Origin of the sequence: Kerstersia gyiorum, from assembly GCF_004216755.1 — a bacterium.
GTDB classification, from domain to species: Bacteria; Pseudomonadota; Gammaproteobacteria; order Burkholderiales; family Burkholderiaceae_B; genus Kerstersia; species Kerstersia gyiorum.
This window is the reverse complement of sequence record NZ_SGWZ01000001.1, coordinates 987,277-1,005,145: the sequence shown is the minus strand read 5'-3', so window position 1 is coordinate 1,005,145 and position 17,869 is coordinate 987,277. Positions and strand designations below refer to the sequence as shown.

At 63.1% G+C, this 17,869-nt stretch carries 13 protein-coding genes; 8 read left to right on the top strand and 5 right to left on the bottom strand.

Translation table 11 applies throughout. From position 1 onward, the window contains the following. Positions 1 to 140: 140 nt before the first annotated feature. From EV679_RS04435 to EV679_RS04420, 4 genes are all read right to left on the bottom strand, one after another. Entirely contained in the window at positions 141 to 797 is a 657-nt protein-coding gene (locus EV679_RS04435; RefSeq protein WP_130486585.1) for a histidine phosphatase family protein, read from the bottom strand. After that, on the bottom strand, positions 794 to 1,828 hold the full coding sequence (locus EV679_RS04430) for an ABC transporter ATP-binding protein (RefSeq protein ID WP_130486584.1): 1,035 nt from the start codon (positions 1,826 to 1,828) through the stop codon (positions 794 to 796). Before EV679_RS04430 ends, EV679_RS04435 begins: the two co-directional genes overlap by 4 nt. Then, the gene (locus tag EV679_RS04425) at positions 1,816 to 3,540 is read right to left on the bottom strand and encodes an ABC transporter permease (RefSeq protein ID WP_238591279.1); all 1,725 of its coding nucleotides are present in this window, start codon (positions 3,538 to 3,540) and stop codon (positions 1,816 to 1,818) included. Before EV679_RS04425 ends, EV679_RS04430 begins: the two co-directional genes overlap by 13 nt. Positions 3,541 to 3,812: 272 nt before the next feature. Beyond that, the gene (locus tag EV679_RS04420; protein ID WP_068366912.1) at positions 3,813 to 4,793 is read right to left on the bottom strand and encodes an ABC transporter substrate-binding protein; all 981 of its coding nucleotides are present in this window, start codon (positions 4,791 to 4,793) and stop codon (positions 3,813 to 3,815) included. A 415-nt stretch (positions 4,794 to 5,208) separates the two neighbouring features. On the opposite strand from EV679_RS04420, the gene EV679_RS04415 reads away from it, so the two are divergent. Together EV679_RS04415 and EV679_RS04410 are read left to right on the top strand one after the other, a co-directional pair. Further along, entirely contained in the window at positions 5,209 to 7,917 is a 2,709-nt protein-coding gene (locus EV679_RS04415; protein WP_242611419.1) for an aminotransferase class I/II-fold pyridoxal phosphate-dependent enzyme, read from the top strand. Positions 7,918 to 8,034: 117 nt separating this feature from the next. After that, entirely contained in the window at positions 8,035 to 9,507 is a 1,473-nt protein-coding gene (locus EV679_RS04410; protein ID WP_130486583.1) for a glycoside hydrolase family 32 protein, read from the top strand. A gap of 52 nt (positions 9,508 to 9,559) precedes the next feature. Here EV679_RS04410 and EV679_RS04405 read toward each other — a convergent pair whose 3' ends face one another. Beyond that, positions 9,560 to 10,069 (bottom strand): GNAT family N-acetyltransferase, encoded by a 510-nt coding sequence (locus EV679_RS04405; protein ID WP_341272962.1) that lies wholly within the window; start codon positions 10,067 to 10,069, stop codon positions 9,560 to 9,562. 400 nt (positions 10,070 to 10,469) lie between these two features. Between EV679_RS04405 and EV679_RS04400 the strand changes: the two genes are divergently transcribed. The 6 genes from EV679_RS04400 to EV679_RS04375 all read left to right on the top strand — a co-directional run bounded on the left by EV679_RS04400 (position 10,470) and on the right by EV679_RS04375 (position 17,867). Further along, positions 10,470 to 10,958, top strand: a complete 489-nt coding sequence (locus EV679_RS04400) for a PACE efflux transporter (protein ID WP_068366918.1) — start codon at positions 10,470 to 10,472, stop codon at positions 10,956 to 10,958. A gap of 238 nt (positions 10,959 to 11,196) precedes the next feature. Further along, a complete protein-coding gene (locus EV679_RS04395) occupies positions 11,197 to 12,846 on the top strand; it encodes an ABC transporter substrate-binding protein (protein ID WP_205704119.1) in 1,650 nt (549 codons plus the stop codon). Further along, positions 12,843 to 13,874 (top strand): ABC transporter permease, encoded by a 1,032-nt coding sequence (locus EV679_RS04390; protein ID WP_083969352.1) that lies wholly within the window; start codon positions 12,843 to 12,845, stop codon positions 13,872 to 13,874. The genes EV679_RS04395 and EV679_RS04390 overlap by 4 nt, the downstream gene beginning before the upstream one ends. Then, a complete protein-coding gene (locus tag EV679_RS04385) occupies positions 13,871 to 14,710 on the top strand; it encodes an ABC transporter permease (protein ID WP_068366920.1) in 840 nt (279 codons plus the stop codon). The genes EV679_RS04390 and EV679_RS04385 overlap by 4 nt, the downstream gene beginning before the upstream one ends. Beyond that, positions 14,707 to 16,392 (top strand): dipeptide ABC transporter ATP-binding protein, encoded by a 1,686-nt coding sequence (locus EV679_RS04380; protein ID WP_068366922.1) that lies wholly within the window; start codon positions 14,707 to 14,709, stop codon positions 16,390 to 16,392. The genes EV679_RS04385 and EV679_RS04380 overlap by 4 nt, the downstream gene beginning before the upstream one ends. Beyond that, positions 16,389 to 17,867 carry an NtaA/DmoA family FMN-dependent monooxygenase gene (locus tag EV679_RS04375; RefSeq protein WP_130486582.1) on the top strand — a complete coding sequence of 493 codons (1,479 nt, stop codon included), beginning with the start codon at positions 16,389 to 16,391 and terminating at the stop codon, positions 17,865 to 17,867. The genes EV679_RS04380 and EV679_RS04375 overlap by 4 nt, the downstream gene beginning before the upstream one ends. The last annotated feature ends 2 nt before the right edge of the window (positions 17,868 to 17,869 follow it).

The window sequence follows — 17,869 nt, the reverse complement described above, 5'->3', positions numbered from 1 at the left end:
TCGGCTACGTTCCCCCGCGGAAAACAGCACAGGAACAGGATTATTGTTGGTTTAAGACAACATCCCAACCCGGATTCAGACCAGGCGCAGCCTGCGCCACGCCTGCCCATAAATCATGAAAAACCAATAATTTCAAACAATTAAAGATAGAACACCGGAATATCCCGGCATCCTTGAGCCGCCGGCGTGGCGTTGCTGCACGCTGCGCCAGGCCGTTGCCCGCCCTGCGCTGGCACCATCGTGGTGCCAGCCAACAGGCCACCGGAGAGTACCACCATAGCGGGTGCGGCATTGGCGATGCGCGGGCCTTCCGGCGCGCCGGTCGCAAGTGTACGCATGGCCCGCCAGACACCGGAATGAGCAATCACCAGCGGCTGCTCGTGAGCAGCCAGCAGTTGCCGCAAGGCATCCAGCACCCGCGCCAGGAAATCATCCCAAGGCTCCCCCCCGGGCGGCGTATCGCGATAGGCGCATTGTTCCGCCAGCGGCCGGCCCTCCAGGTCACCCCAGTCCCGTTCACGCAGGCCGTCGAACACCAGGGGCGCGGACTGGGGCACGGCGAGTAAGGCCGTTTGCCGGGCCCGCAGTTGCGGGCTGACCGCCACGCAATCGAACGGCAGGCTAGCCAGCCGCGCGCCGGCGTCCTGGGCCTGTTGCCTGCCGACGGCATCCAGCGGGGGCTCCAGCCTGCCGCAGATCGCGCCAGCCGCATTGAACGCAGTTTGCCCATGCCGCATGAAATAAAACGTCCGGCCCGGCTTACCAGCCAGGCCCTGAACCAATGGTATGCCTGTCATCCCTGCTCCAGTCCCCAGGCCTGCCGCACCTCGGCCGCCACCACATCCCCGACAGCCAGGCCAGCCTCGTGGTACGCCAGCAACCGCTGCCCGCCAGCCAGCACCAACTGCACTTCATAGCGCTCGCCGCGAAACACGCAATCCTCTACCTGCCCTGCCAGCTCCCCCCACTGCGCGGGACGCTGGTGCAACCGCACATGCTGCGGACGCAGCAGCACCGGATACGCACCACCTGCCGCCAATGCCTGCGCCAAGTCCGTTCCCGCCAGCACCCGGCCAGCTTCGGACCGGGGCACGCGCAGGACACTGCCCTGCCCGACGAAGCCTGCCAGCCATTCACTCCGGGGACGAGCGTAGAGTTCCTGGGGCGTGGCCCACTGCACCAGCTGGCCACGATTCATCACCGCCACATAATCCGCGAGAGACATCGCTTCGGCCTGATCATGGGTAACATAGACAAACGTGCTGCCGGTCCGGCGATGAAATTCGCGGAAGGTATCCTCCATCGAGGCTCGCAAGTGACGGTCAAGATTGGCCAACGGTTCATCCAGCAGGATCACCTCGGGTTCGGCCACCAGGCAGCGTGCCAGCGCAACGCGCTGGCGCTGGCCGCCGCTGAGGTCCTGGGGCGCCGCCTGCGCACGGCCATCCAGATGAACCAATTCCAGCGCTTCGCGTACCCTGGCCTCGTAGGCCGCACCACGCACGCCGCGCAGTTTCAACGGATAGCCGACATTTTCGGCCACCGTCAGATGGGGCCAGAGCGCATAGGATTGGAACACCATGCCCATGCCGCGCTGCTCGGGCGGCACGCAACCCTGGGGGCCGGCCAGCACCCGGTTGCCCAGACGGATCTCACCGGCATCCGGATTCTCGAAGCCGGCGACCATGCGCAGCGTCGTCGTCTTGCCGCAGCCGCTGGGGCCCAGCAAGGCCACAAACGCCCCCTGGGGAATGCAAAGACTCAAACCATCCACGACAGTCGCGCTGCCATAGCTGCGCGACACCATGGACAACATCAATTCCGCCATGGAATGACTCCCGGGGGCAAACGTCCACCCAATAAAGATAAGGCCGCCATCAATAATGCGACACCGGCCACGATGGCCACGGACACCGCCGACGCCAGAACGTTGTCGCCACTTTCGCTGAAGTTGAAGATCAGCACGCCCAATGTTTCCGTTCCGGCACTCCAGAGCAGCGCAGACACTGTCAGCTCATTGACCGCCGTCAGGAACACCAGCAGCGCGCCGGCGAATGCCGATGGTGCCAGCAAGGGCAGCAGCATGTCCCACAGGCGCCGCAGTGGCCCGGCACCCGCCAGCCGGGCGGCTTCTTCCAGTGCGGGGTCGAGCTGGCGCATGCCCGCCTGCACCGGCTTGAGCGCCACCGTCAGGAAGCGCGCCAGATAGGCAAAAAAGATGATTCCCAGCGTGCCGTACAGACTGACTTCGATCCAGGGCAAGGGACGGGCGAACAACAGGATGCAGGCCACGGCCAGCACGGTTCCCGGCAAGGCATAGGGAATTTCGACAATCGCTTCCAGCAGGCGCGTCCAGCGCCCCGGCTGCCGCGCCATCAGCCAGGCCAGCGGCAGGCTCAACGCCATCAAGGCCAGCGCCGCCCCGCCCGCCAGCAGACTGCTGTTCCAGGCGGCACGCCAGGTCGTTCCCTGCCGCGTGAGCATTTCCACATAGGCGGACCCGGTCACGGTGTCCCAATTCAGCGGCACGCCCATGGCCGGCACCAGCGACGCAGCCAGCAAAGCCCCCAGCGGAGCCACCAGGATCAGGGCCAGCACCAGCGCCATGCCTGCTTCAGCCAAGTGGCGCTTGCGGCCCAGCACGATCACCGCCATCCGCCGTCCAGCGCCGATCAGACGATAGGATGCCCGCGCCTGCAAGCGCCCCTGCAGCCACACGCCGGCGACGGCAAGCACCCCCACCAGCATGGACAACGCAGCCACCTGCTGCAACATGGACGGACCGAAACTGGCCATCTTCTGGTAAATCAGTGTCGGCAGGACATAATAGCCAGCGGGAATACCCAGCATGGCGGGGATACCGAAGTTGCCCAGCGCCGACACGAATGCCATGGCGGCACCGGCAACCAGGCCAGGACGCGCCAGCGGCAGGATGATGCCCCGCAGCACCTGGGCCTGCGAAGCGCCTGCCAGCCGCGCCGCCTCGCAAAGATCGCCCGGCAGCGTCAGCAGGCTGGCGCGCAATGCCAGGAATACCAGCGGCGCATGCTGCACGCCCAGCAAGAGGGCGATGCCGTCGGCCGAATACAAGGGCTGTGGACGGCCCATCGCAGGCGCCAGTCCCAGCGTCTGCAACAGGGCGCTGGACGGCCCGAATAGTTGCAACCAGGCCAGGGCCGTCACCTGCGGCGGAATCATCATGGGCAGCATGAACAGGAAGACCCACCAGGATTTCCGCTTGACGTCAGTCAACACCACCATCCAGGCGAAGCCCGCGCCCAGGATCACGGCGATGACGGTGCCCAGCACACCGGTATAAAAACTATTGAACAATGCCCGCCAGGTGCCGGGCTCGGACAGCACGCGTGCCAGGGCGCCCTCGCTGCCCGCCGCCATGCCGGCCGCCGCCTCCCAAACCAGGCGCACACTCGGCAGCAGGCCAAGCAGGGCCACCAGCCCCAGCAGCGCATAGGCCAGCCATTCGGCACGCCACCACGTCAATGGCGTGGGCAGGCCCGGCATGCCTGACGGCATGGGCATGGTTCCCAGATTTCTTGATATTTCAGACACGGGTGTATCCCCTCTTGCCGGACCGGCCCATGGCGCCCCCAGGCGACATGCCCGCCAGGCACACAATGGCGGCAACCTTCACTGCGGCAATTTGCCGCCAGCGTCGCCGCGCCGATCCCATACGCCAAGACCGTTCCCGCGTCTTGCGCCGGAACGGTCCCCGGCCATGCCGCAACGGCGCAGGCCACTCTGTGCGCCCGGCAATTGCGCCGGGCGGTTGACGCCGCCATGCGGCACCACGCTTACTTGGTACCGAATAACTCACCAAAACGACGCTTGTTGCTTTCTGCATCACGCAGCGCTTGCCCGGCATCGAACGGCAGCAGCTTGATCTCGCTGCGCGCCGGGAAGCCCTCGGGCACGGACACCGATTCCAGCGCCGGCACATAGCCTTGCTCACGCACCAGTTCCTGGCCAGCCTGGGACAGCACGAAATCGACAAAGCGGCGCGCCGCCTCGGGATGCGCCGCCGACTTCAGGATGCCTACCGGCTCGGTCACGATGCTCACGCCCTCCTGGGGGAAAACGAACTCGATAGGCGCGCCCTTGGCCTTTTCCCGGATAGCCATGTAGTCCACCAACATGCCATAGGGCTTGGTACCGCTGGCGATTGCCTTCAATACCGCGCCATTACCCCCCTGGGCACTGACATCATTGGCCTTGAGCTTTTCATAGTATTCCCAGCCCAGCCCCGGGGTCTCGGTAATGCTGGCCAGATGGATCAACGCGGCGCCGGAATACAGCGGGCTGGGCATGGACACCTGCCCCTTGAGCCTGGGGTCCAGCAGATCCTGCCAGCTTTCGGGCTTGACGGCGGCCTGGCTGTGATGGGCAATACCGGTGGTGATCAGCTTGGTGCCGTAATAGTGGCCATCCGCGTCGTAGAGCGCGCCGTCATACGCCTTGCGTTCGGGGCTCAGGTAGGCTTGCAGCAGGTCACGCTGCTTGAGCGATTCCATAGTGACGCTGTCTGCGATCAGCAGGACATCCGGCTTCACGGCGCCGGCGCTGATTTCCGCTTCCAGGCGCGCCATCAGCTGCGTGGTGCCGTCGCGCACCCATTCCACCTTGATGTCGGGATTGGCCTTGCTGAACAGATCGACCGTCGATTGCGCATCCGCATTGGGCTGGCTGGTATACAGCACCAGCGTCTCGGCCTGGGCCCCGAATGCCAGGCCTGCCAGCAAGGTCGCGGCCACGTAGGAAACTTGTCTGATAATCATGATCACTCCGGATGTAACGACGGGAAAAGCCGGTTAGATCGCCAGCTTATCCAGCGTCAATGACAAGCATGTGACCCTGCATTACTCTAAAGTCATCAGCCTTGAGCAGGCAGCAACAATGCGGCTGTCCATGCGCCATGGGCGACAAGCGCGCCACTTGCGCAGACGCAGTCTTTTACAGCGATTCCTAACATAATGAAACAGAATAGCTTGAAGCCAAGCTGCGAAATGGACTAGAACACGTACATCCCGCAACGACCGGTCGGCAGCGGACTGTCGCCAGCCTGCCGTTCGTGGCGAACTGCTCCATCTCATTGCATGTGCTGTTTTTCCCTGCCCAGGCTACCCGCAGGACATGTGGGCATGTCTAGGCAGCCCCACCCGTCACACCCACCTTTGAGCAAAGGAAGTAGCAATGACAGTACCCGAGCAAAAGGACTTCAATCTGGGCAGCCTGATGGCCGCACCTTCCCTGCGTTCCGATCTCTGGCTGGAACTGCTGGCCCAGGCGCGCAGCCTGGCCCATAGCGAACCAGGCCAGGCGCTGGACACTGACAAATTCTCCGATCTGCTGGCAAAGATCACGCAGACGGAAAAATACTTTGCCTACCCCGGTTCGGGCGTCCTCGACACCCTCGCGCACTTGCTGGCCGAGCAGGACATCAAGGGCCTGCTGAAACTCACCCAGAGCACCGCCACCTCCATCATTGCGCAAAAATACGCGCAAGACCCGGACCTGGCCGAACACGGCGAAAGCGACAGCAGCAGCCCGGCCGACCGCCTGCCCCCCTCGCTGAGCAGCAACAGCCACCGCCCCTATTTCGAAGTCCTGAGCGTGGTGCCGCATGCGCCTTCGCGCTGGCCGCATATCGTCCAGGAGTCGCGCGCCGTACGCCGCCCCGAGGATGAGTTCATTTATGACGTGGTGGTCACCGGCAATGCCGAAGACGCGCTGACGGCCGTCATCCTGAACCACCACATCAATGCGGTCGTTCTCTATGAAGGCTTCGGCGCCAAGGGCGCTGCTGAGAACCCCATCGTTGCTGCCATCCAGGCATCCGTTTCCATGGACCTGGGCAACGACGAAGAAGAATACGCCCAGCGGCTGGCCACACTGATCCACCGCATCCGCCCGGAGCTGGATATCTACCTGCTCAGCGACCGCTCGGTGGAAAAACTGGCTGCCGATGCCAGCAACCTGACTTTCCGCCGTATTTTCTATCAGGTGGAAGAAGCGCTGGAACTGCACCTGTCCATACTGGAAGGCATACGCGACCGCTTCAGCACGCCGTTCTTCGACAACCTGAAGCGCTACGCTCAGCGCCCGATCTCCACCTTCCATGCACTGCCCATCGCCCGCGGCAAGTCCATCTTCAAATCGAACTGGATCCGCGACATGGCCGAGTTCTACGGCACCAACCTGTTCCTGGCGGAAAGTTCGGCAACCACCGGCGGGCTGGACAGCCTGCTCGAACCCACCGGCAACATCAAGGTAGCCCAGGAAAAGGCCGCCCGTGCCTTCGGCGCCCAGGAAGCCTACTTCGTCACGAACGGCACGTCCACCAGCAATAAGATTGTGCTGCAGGCCCTGCTGGCGCCCGGCGACATCGTGATCATCGACCGCAATTGCCATAAATCGCACCACTATGGTTGCGTGCTGAGCGGTGCCCAGCCTTATTACGTGGAAGCCTACCCGCTGACGGAATATTCCATGTATGGCGCCGTGCCGCTGGCAACGATCAAGCGCGCGCTGCTGACCCTGAAGGCGGAAGGACAGCTGGACAAGGTAAAGATGGTCGACCTGACCAACTGCACCTTCGACGGCCACGTATACAACGTCCGCCGCGTCATGGAAGAATGCCTGGCGATCAAGCCCGACCTCATCTTCCTGTGGGACGAAGCCTGGTTCGGTTTCGCCCACTGGTCGCCGCTGCTGCGCCAGCGCACCGCCATGGGTGCGGCCGCTGCGCTGACCGAACACCTGCAGAGCGACGCAGCGCGCACGGCCTACGCCCGGCAACGCGAGGAACTCGGCGACAACCCCGACGACGCCCGCCTGCTGGCAACGCGCCTGGTCCCGGACCCCGACAAAGTGCTGCTGCGTGTCTACCAGACCAACTCCGTGCACAAATCCATGTCGGCGCTGCGCCAGGGCTCCATCGTGCTGGCGCATGACGTATTGCACGAAAAGGTCAAGGGCCGCTTCCGCGAAGCCATCTTCACGCATTCGACCACCAGCCCCAACCAGCAGATCATCGCCACGCTCGACCTGGCTCGCCGCCAGATGGAACTGGAAGGCTACGGCCTGGTGACCAACGCGATCCAGATCGCGCTGTCCATCCGCCGCGCGGTCAACCACCACCCGCTGATCTCCAAGTATTTCCGCATCCTGACCAACGAAAACCTGGTCCCGGCGGAATACCGCGACACCGGCATCAACGAATACACCGCACACGACCTGTCCTGGGCCGACGCGGCGCAAGCCATCCGCCAGGATGAATTCCTGCTCGACCCCACGCGGCTGACGCTGCTGTGCGGCACAGCCGGCTTCGACGGCACGTCCTTCAAGAAGTTGCTGGCCGACAAGTACAGCATCCAGGTCAACAAGACGTCTCGCAACAGCATCCTGCTGCAATCGAACATCAACAACACGCGCAGTGACATCGCCATGCTGTTGCGCGTACTGATTGAAATTTCGATCGAACTGGAAAAGCACCTGGTCGACCCGGCAGAACGCGCCCGCTTCGAACAGCGCGTGCAATCGCTGATCGAGGACGTGCCGCACCTGCCCAACTTCAGCGCCTTCGACTCACGCTATCGCGACCAGGCGGACAGCACTACCCTCCATGGCGACATCCGAACGGCATTCTTCGACGCCTACGATGACGAGCAATGCGCGTACCTGGCGTTGAACGGCCCGGAAATCGACCAGCTGCTGGCTTCCGGCGCGAACGTGGTGTCGGCCAATTTCGTGATTCCCTACCCCCCCGGCTTCCCCATCCTGGTACCGGGCCAGCTCATCACGAGCGACGTCATCGAGTTCATGCGCAAGCTCGACGTCAAGGAAATCCATGGCTATGACGCCAGCCTGGGCCTGAAAGTCATTCAGCGCGGCCAAGGCTGATCTGTTGCGCCGCAATGCCTCGCCTGGCGCGGCATTGCAACGGCGGCATCCGTTCACTCCGGCGGATGCAGCCCCTTTCTGTCTTTGCTGCCTGGAATCAGTCCCGCGGATCGCACCATGACGCCAGCCATAGACCTTATCTCCCGCCGCAGCCAGCGCGGCGCAGCCGTGCCTGACGCCCGCTATCGACCTGTCATCCACTACAGCCCTGCCAACGGCTTCATGAATGACCCCAACGGCCTGATCCTGGCCGATGGCATCTACCATCTCTATTACCAGCACAACCCCGGCGCCCCGGTATCGGGCAATGTCCACTGGGGCCATGCCACCAGCCGCGACCTGATCCACTGGCAGGAACAGGCGCTGGCGCTCTTTCCCGATGCCAGGGGCCAGGCATTCAGCGGCTCCATGGTCTGGGATGGCGCCAATACCTCGGGACTCTTCCCGGACGGCCAGGGGGGCATGGCGGCGCTATTCACCCGAGCAGGCCCCGGTCGGCAGGTTCAGGAACTGGCCCATGTGCAGACACAATCACCACGGCTGGCCCTGTATAAAGGCAACCCGGTACTGGACGAACAATCGGCCTCGTTCCGCGACCCGAAGGTGTTCTGGCATGACCCGATCCAGCGCTGGGTCATGGTGGTTGCCCATGCGCGCCGCCATGAAATCGGCTTCTATCACTCCACCAACCTGCGCGACTGGCGCCATACGGGCAGCTTCGGCCATGCCGGCCTGCTCGGCCTGGACTACGAATGCCCGGACCTGGTCGAACTGCCTGTCGAAGGCGGCAGCAGCCGCTGGGTCCTGTTCCTGTCCATCAATCCCGGCGCGCCTACGGGCGGCAGCACCGTGCAGTATTTTGTCGGCCATTTCGATGGCCTGGGTTTCACCGCACAGGACCAGGCCACCCGCCTGCTGGACGCAGGACAGGACTTCTATGCCCTGCAAACCTTCGCCAATACACCGGGGCGCGTGCTGGGCATGGCCTGGATGAACAATTGGCTGTACTGCAACGCCACCCCGGCCCACCCGGCACGCGGTGCCATGACGCTGCCGCGCGAACTGTCGCTGCGTCGGCGTGACGACCATTGGCATATCGTGCAACGGCTGCCGGACCTGAGCCCCTGGGCCGCAGAAGCGGGGCAGGAACTGTCCTGGCATGACGCCACCAGCGGCACGCTGGCCTGTCAATCCTGGTCCGACCTCCACGCGCTGGAAATCACCGCCAGCGGCCGGCTCAGCCCGGACAGCCGCCTGCGCATACGGCTGACCAACCGCCAGGGTGAATGCCTGGAAGCCGGCCTGGACAACGGCAGCTACCCCGGCTTCTACCTGGACCGTTCCAACGTGCGCGGCTTCGAACATCCCTTCTGGAACCACAAGGCCATTATCCAGGTTCTGCACACGCCGCTGCCGCATTTCGACTGCCAGATCGTCATCGACCAGAGCTCCATTGAACTCCTGGGCATGCAAGGCGAAAACGCCGCTACCTTCCTGCACTTTTTCAAATACCCGCCGGAACAGTTGAGCGTTCAGCTGGAAAACGGCCATTGGCAGGATGGCAAGCTACGCATACGCCCTATCGGATAGCACCGCCGCCGCAACGGGCAGCGCACCGAGGCTGCCGCCCAGCCCGCCTTGCCTACGGGCGGGCGCGCAAGCGATACAGCACATGCCTGCGCATGGGATGCCCGACAGGCAGCAAGGGATGGTCGAAATCCTCCGCTGCATCCCGGGTCATGCCCAGCTTTTCCATAACCCGGCGCGATGGGTGGTTCTCCCGCAAGGTATACGCCACCACTTCTTTCAACGCCAACGTACCGAACGCATAATCGCGTACGGCGGCAGCAGCCTCGGGTGCCAGCCCCTGGCCCCACCAATCACGCGCCAGGCGCCAGGCCAGTTCCACGCACGGGGTGAAAGGCGCATCGAAACGAGGCTCCGCAAGTCCGACAAAACCGATGAAACCAGCCTGCCCCGGCACCTCCACGGCCCATATGCCATAACCCTGGCTATCGAACTGCTGGCGCAGCCGCGCTGCCAGCGCATCGCTTTCATGGCGTTGCAGTACTGCCGGAAAAAAACGCATGACCTGCGGATCTGCGTTCAAGGCAGCAAACGGCTCCAGATCGCTATCGCGCCAGGGCCGCAACAGCAAACGGCCGGTGCGCAGTGCCTGCCCGGCGGCATCCCACTGCGCAGATGCCTCTGCTGCAGGAAGACCGCGAGGGCATCGCCCTTCTGCCTCCGTCACGGCCCCTACGCTGACACGATCCTGCATAAAAATAACCTCTCTCAAAATAGCCGCCCCCTCGGAGCGCATGGAACAACACGGCAACAAATAGCACGGCCGCTGACATGGCAATGGCGCAACGCGGGAAATTGCCTCGCCCTGCCCGGCGGGCTATGATGACAGGCGCCGGCGGAAACCGTGGCCGGTATGGCGTGTACATCCTTCATCGCAAATACTGCGAATACAGTGCCCAATTTCTTGAAAGACCCGGGACGGACCGGCTCTACCGAAACGAGATGCCCTGTCTCGCGAGCCGAAAATGATATATCTCAAACCGCTTACCCGTCGCATTATCTACGTCGCCACCTTCGAAGTCATCGCCATCGCGGCATCCACGCTTTTGCTGAGCCTGCTCAGCGGCGGTCCGGCGCATGATTCGCTGCCCGTAGCCGCGGCGGTATCCGCCATAGCCGTGGCCTGGAACTACATTTTCAACACGCTATTCGAAGCCTGGGAACGCCGCACGCACCGCAGTTCCCGCAGCCTGGCCTTGCGCTCCGTCCACGCCATCGCCTTCGAAGGCGGCCTGTTCCTGTTCACCATCCCGCTTTATATGGGCTGGTATCACGTCGGCCTCTGGGAAGCCGTCAAAATGGAAGCCGCGCTGCTACTGTTCTTCCTCTTCTACACCTTCCTCTTCACCCTGGCATTCGACATGATCTTCGCCTTGCCCGGGCAGAAAGCAAAGCAACCAGCGGCACCTCAGGCGGCAACGGCAGAAAGCATTGCGACGGAAGCCACCCGCTGATCCTGACGGCCAGCATGGCTGGCTGCCATTGCGCGCAGTCTTGACGATACGGCCAGAATAGCGGTCCAGGGCACAGGCAAGCCGCCATCACGCGGTGTTCGCCTGCTCCTGGCGTGACGAAGCGGCATCACCAGCCGGGCAATCATGCAGATAGATATGAGTTTTCTATCGTTTGGCTGCGGCCCGGGCAATCCGACAATCTCCTGTCCGATTGCTCCTTGCCTACGTGGCGGCCGCCATGCATACCGCATCTTCCTCCCGCTTTCTTCTCCTCAACCTGCTGCATGCCTGCCTGGCCCGCACCCGCATGGCCTGTATGCTGGCGCTGCACCTCAGTGTTGTGGGACTGATGCTGGGCACCCCTCAGTCCAACGCCCAGGAAACGCATCATGGCGGCACACTGAATCTGATCGTGCAGCCCGAACCGGTATCCCTGAACCCCGGCATCAACCGCCTGGGGCCGGCAACCTTTGTCGGCAACAAAATTTATGACTCGCTGCTCGGCTATGCCCAACAGGGCGTCACACCCATTCCCCGGTTGGCCAGTGCATGGACGGTTTCTGCGGATGGCCGGGTTTATACCTTTACGCTGCGCCCGGGCGTCAAATGGCATGACGGCCAACCGTTTACCTCCCGGGATGTCGCCTTCAGCCTGGGGGAATTCCTGCCCGCCCAGCATGCGCGCTCCCGCGACCTTCGCAACGAAATAGAGCGCATAGAAACCCCCGATGAGCTGACCGTCGTTTTCAGCTTGAAACAGGCCTATCCCGCCTTCATTCATTCTCTTAACGTCCCCATCGTTCCCGCCCACAAGTATGTCGGCGTGACTGACTATCGCAACGCGCCGGCAAATGCTGAATTCATCGGAACCGGCCCCTTCAAACTGGTGGAGTGGAAACGCGGCAGCCACATTCGGCTGGCACGCAATGAATCCTATTGGGATGCGGGCAAGCCATATCTGGACAACATTGTTTTTCATATCATCCCCGACGCCAATTCCCGTGCCATTGCCTTCGAAACCGGCAAGGTGGATGTGCTTCGCTCAGGTGACATAGAAAGCTTCGACGTCGCACGCCTGCAGGCATTGCCTGGCGTGACATTGCGCGAGGACGGCTGGGAATACCTGCAGCCTGTCGGGTATGTGCATATCAATAATCGCACGCCCGAACTGGCCAATCTGAAAGTGCGGCAGGCGATCAACCACGCCATAGACCGCAACTTCATCATAGAGACCATTTTCGCGGGCTTCGGCAAGCCGATAAACGGCCCATTCTCACGCCTCTCAGCCTATAAGGACGAGGACGTCGAAACCCGTTATCCCTACGATCCGGCCCGCGCCACCACCTTGCTGGACGAAGCCGGCTATCCGGTTCGTGCCGACGGCACGCGCTTCACCTTGAGACTGGTTCCCCTGCCTTACGGCGAACTGTGGGCACGCCAGGCCGAATACCTGCGTGAAGCACTGACGGGAGTCGGAATCAAAGTGGACATCGTCTCCACCGATGTGGCGGGTTGGTTCCAGCGACTGGTGCACTTTGACTACGACCTGGCGCAGAATTTCGTTTACACCACGCCGGATCCTGCCATCGGCATTTCCTATGGCTACAAGACCGTCATCGGCGACAACGCCGGCACGACAGGCGCCAACGTCAACGGCTACTCGAATCCAGAGGTCGATGCCCTGCTGGATCAGGGCGCGCACGATGCCAATCCAGCCGAACGCCAGCGCATCTACTCCCGCGTACAGCAGATCCTGTCCCGGGACGTACCCCTGGTCTGGACCCACGACATCATCTTCCCGACCCTGCACCGCAATCGGGTGCATGCATTGATTTCGACAGCGCTGGGCACGGATGACAACTTTGCCGATGTCTGGCTTGAACCATGACCCCCAGCGCACAGGCATCCTCCCGCCTGGGCAAGCGGATTTTCCTGGCGGCCAATCCTGCCCTGATCGCGCAGCGCCTGGCCCAGGCTGCGCTGACGCTGCTGGCCGTCATTATCGTCAGCTTCGTCCTGATCCGCCTGGCACCTGGCGACCCGGCTTTGCTGCTGGCCGGCGATTCCGGCGCCAATGACGCAGCCTTCGTCGAGGAGATCCGCCGTGACCTCGGCCTGGATCAACCCATTGCCGTCCAATTGTTCCGTTATCTGAAGGCCGTACTCAGTCTGGATTTCGGGCTTTCGTACCGCGACCGCCAACCCGTCCTGGATATCGTGCTGGAACGGGTGCCAGCGACGCTGCTGCTGACCACATGCGCTTTCATCCTCTCCTTGCTGGCAGGCATTGGCCTGGGCGCGCTGGCTGCCCGCCGTCCGGGTTCGTGGCTGGATAGCGGCATCACGGCGCTATCCGTCATGTTCTTTGCCATGCCCATGTTCTGGATCGGCCTGATGCTGATCATCATCTTTGCCGTCAATCTGGGCTGGTTGCCTTCCTACGGCATGCTGGACCCGGGGGTTCATGGGTTCTGGCCGTCACTGCGGGATCTTCTCGCCCACATGACGCTGCCGGTGCTGACGCTGGGCCTGTATTACATGTCCATTCAAGCCCGTGTCAGCCGCGCCGCATTGCTGCAAGTCTCCGGTAAAGAGTTCATCCGCACCGCCAGGGCCAAGGGCATGGCGCCATCACTCATCTGGCGCGACCACTTGTTGCGCAATGCCCTGCTACCCATCCTGACCATCGCCGCGCTACAGGCCGGCCACCTGATCGGCGGGTCGGTGCTGGTGGAAACCGTCTTTGCCTGGCCCGGCATGGGACGCCTGGCCTTCGACGCATTGATGGCTCGCGATTACAACGTGCTGCTGGCCGTGTTCATGCTGTCTTCGCTGGGCGTGATTGTCGTGAATCTGCTGGCGGATATCGCCTACCAGCTGATTGACCCGCGCGTGAACCTGAGGGCAGGCGCATGACGACGACCCGATCGCTGCACCCCATGCTGCGCCCAGCCCCGCTGTTCGGGCTGGCCATCCTGGCCTTGCTTTTGTTTTTCGTCCTCTGCGCCGACTGGCTGTACCCGGGCAACCCGTGGCGCATGGCCGGCCGCCCCAACCTGCCGCCCCTATCGCCGGGATTTCCTGCCGGCACAGACATGCTGGGCCGCAACCTCGCGGCCGGCCTGGTCCATGGGGCGCGCGCCACGCTGGCCGTCGCTTTCGGCGTCATGGCCATCGCTACCAGCACAGGCGTCATCGTGGGCCTGGCGGCCGGGTATCTGGGAGGAAAAACAGATGCGCTGCTGATGCGCCTGACGGAATTCGTCCAGACGATTCCTGGCTTTCTGCTCACCTTGCTCATCGTCGCCATTCTTTCCGCCACGCCTCGTGACGTCATTTTTGCCATTGCGCTGATTTCCTGGCCTTCGGTGGCGCGTGTCGTGCGTGCGGAAACGCTGGCCTTGCGACGCCTGGACTGGGTGCGTGCGGCGCGTCTCGGCGGCCTGTCGCAAACGCGCATTGCCTTGTTGCACGTATTGCCCAATGTCCTGCCGCAAGTTGTCATCCAGGCTTCGCTGATGGTAGCCAGCGCCATCATGATTGAATCCAGCATCAGCTTTCTCGGGCTGGGCAGCCGGGATGCCATTTCCTGGGGGTTTCTGCTCGGCTCGGGCCGCACCGCCTTCAGTGTGAACTGGTGGCTGCCAACCTTGCCCGGCTTTGCCATTTTCTTCACGGTGCTGGCTTTCAACCTGGTCGGTGATGGCCTGGAGCGCTGGCTACACCCCGACTCCCGGCGAGGGCAAGCATGACAACACCCCCTGCACCCGGCCATGTACCGCAAACCCTCCGCCCCTGCGCCTTGCTCGAAATAGAAGGCCTGGATATCTCTCTGCCCGATGGCGCGGATCGTCCCCTGGCAGTCAGCGGTGCCAGCCTGACCCTGCAACGTGGCGAAGTGCTATGCCTGGTAGGGGAAAGCGGCTCGGGCAAATCCGTACTGGCCTCGGCAATCGCCGGCCTCTTGCCTCACCCCGCGCTACGCGTTACCGCCGGCCGATTGCATTTCTCGGGCCAGGACATCCTGAGCCTCAAAGAAGCCGGATTGCGCCGATTGCGAGGCGCCCATATCGGCTACGTCTTCCAGGAACCGATGAATGCGCTCAATCCACTGTTGAGCATCGGTCATCAGCTGGCTGAAGCCCTGCAGGCACATGGCCTGCCAGCGCCACCGGATACCATCGCTGCCCTGTTGCGCGCCATGCGCTTGCCCGAACCGGAAACGCTGGGCAGGCGCTATCCACACGAATTGTCAGGCGGCCAGCGTCAGCGTATCGCCATTGCGATTGCCATCGCCTGCCAGCCCGAACTGCTGATTGCTGACGAACCCACCACTGCGCTGGACGTCACCACGCAGGCCGAAATTCTGCGCATCATCCTGGCACTGCGAAAAAGCCAGGGTCTGGCCGTCCTGTTCATCACACATGATTTCGGTATCGTCCGGGAAATTGCCGACCGCATCATCGTGATGCAACATGGCTGCATCGTTGAGGCCGGCCGGGCCAAAACCGTACTGCAGCAGCCCCGTCATGAGTACACGCGCCGCCTGCTGGCCGCCGTCCCTCGGCTGGCTGCCTTGCGCCCGCCGCCGCAAGCGCCTGCGCCCCAGGTACTGACACTGGCCGGCATCCAAAAAACACATGCCGAGCGCCGGTTCTGGGGAGCGCCCCGGCGTGTCACGCAGGCCCTGCTCGGCGTGGATCTGCAACTGCATGCCGGGGAGACCGTCGCCCTGGTCGGCGAAAGCGGTTCGGGTAAATCCACGCTCGGCAACATCATTACTGGCCTGGCCGAACGCGATGCGGGCAACTTCCTGCTGGACGGCCAGCCGATTGCGACAGCCCGCGATCTTTTCACCCGCGAACGGCGCCCTGCCGTGCAAATGGTTTTCCAGGACCCTCAGGCTTCCCTCAATCCGCGTCACAGCATTCGGCGGATTCTTACCGAACCCCTGCTTCAACTGGGCGTGACACGCGCAGAAGCGGAACAGCGTATGCAGCAACTGCTGTCCCGGGTAGGCCTGAACCCTGCCGCCGCCGACCGGCGCCCGGGCGCCTTTTCCGGCGGCCAACGCCAACGCATCGGCCTGGCCCGGGCCTTGATGTTGCGCCCGCGGGTTCTGGTCGCCGACGAACCCGTCTCGGCGCTCGATGTATCGGTGCAGGCCCAGGTTCTCACGCTGCTCGACGAACTGCAGCGCGAACTGGGATTGGCCATGTTGTTCATTACCCATGATCTGCGCGTTGCCGCGCAGGTCGCCGACCGCATTGCCGTCATGCAGCACGGCCGCATCGTGGAAACCGCAGCAACCGCCCAGCTCCTGCGCGCGCCCTGCTCGGACTACACCCGCGCCCTGCTTGCCGCGATTCCCGGCGAACACGCCCGCCCCCAGGCCACCGTGTTCCCTTCCTACGCAGAGAAAGTGTCCGCATGAATTCCAGACCTCCGCCCCGCCCGGGCAAAAAGCCCATTCTGTTGAACGCCTTCACGATGAACGCCGCCAGCCATGTCGCCTATGGGCTGTGGCGCCACCCTGAAGACCAGCACTACCGGCATGCCGAACTGGATTACTGGCAGACCCTGGGCCGGCTGTTGGACGGCTCCGGCTTTGACAACCTCTTCATTGCCGATGCACTGGGCTTGCTGGATACCTATGGCGGCAATGCCGCAGCATCGCTGGAGCGCGGCGTGCAGTCGCCACTGACCGACCCGCTGCTGGTGGCTTCGGGAATCGCTGCCGTCACTGAACAGCTGGGCATAACGATCACGGTATCCACGACCTATGAACATCCCTGGCTGCTGGCTCGCAAATTCACCACGCTGGATCACGCCACGAACGGGCGGATCGGTTGGAATGTCGTGACTTCGCAGCTGGAAAGCGCCGCACGCAACCTGGGCCTGGGCACGCAACTTGATCACGACCTGCGTTATGAGCGCGCCGAGGAGTTCCTGGAGGTCGCCTATAAGCTCTGGCTGGCCTCATGGGAAGATGGCGCCGTCGTCCGTGATAAAGGCAGCCCGGCGCATCCTGATGGGCTATACACCGACCCGACGCGCGTGCACGCCATCAACCACGAAGGCAGATTCTTCCGCGTACCGGGGCCGTACATCAGTGAACCCAGCCCCCAGCGCGTGCCGGTGCTGATGCAGGCTGGCGGTTCGCCCAGGGGTGTCGCCTTCGCGGCGCGACACGCCGAAGTCATCTTCGTCGTCGGCGCTAATGATGACGCACTGCGCCGCAATATCGCCCGTACCAAGGCGCTGGCCACTGCCGAGGGCCGCGCACCAGATGCCATCCAGTTTGTCACATCCGTCGCTGTTGTCACGGGTGCCACCGACGAACAGGCGCAGCAAAAGCTGGAACAGTATCGGGAATATTTCGATTTCCAGGGCGCAGTCGTTCACTATGCCGCGTCCACCAATATCGACTTCTCGTCCTACGGCCCGGAAACCCCCATCCGGCAGCTGGATACGCAATCCGGGCGCGGCCTGCTGAATCTGTTCACCCCGGAAGAATCCGGCCGCGAATGGACCTTGCGGGATGCACTCGCCCCCGCAGACGGCCTGGGCCGCTCCCGCCTGTTCGTCGGCAGCGGCAAGACCGTCGCCCTGGCGCTAGACCAATGGCTGGATGACACCGGACTGGACGGCATCAATTTGCTGCATCTGGTCAGTCCGGGTTCGTACACAGACTTCATCGAGCACGTCATTCCTGAATTGCGCCGCCTGGGTCGTATCCGTCCGGATACCGGTAGCGGCACATTGCGCAGCCGTCTTGCAAGCGCATCCCATCCCCCGACTCCCCGCGTGGACGGCGCCGCCCGGAACAATGACCTGCCCGCCACGCACCATCCCTCTCACCGGCTGGCAACGGCCTCAAACCGGCCTGCAAGCCTAGCAAAGGACTGATG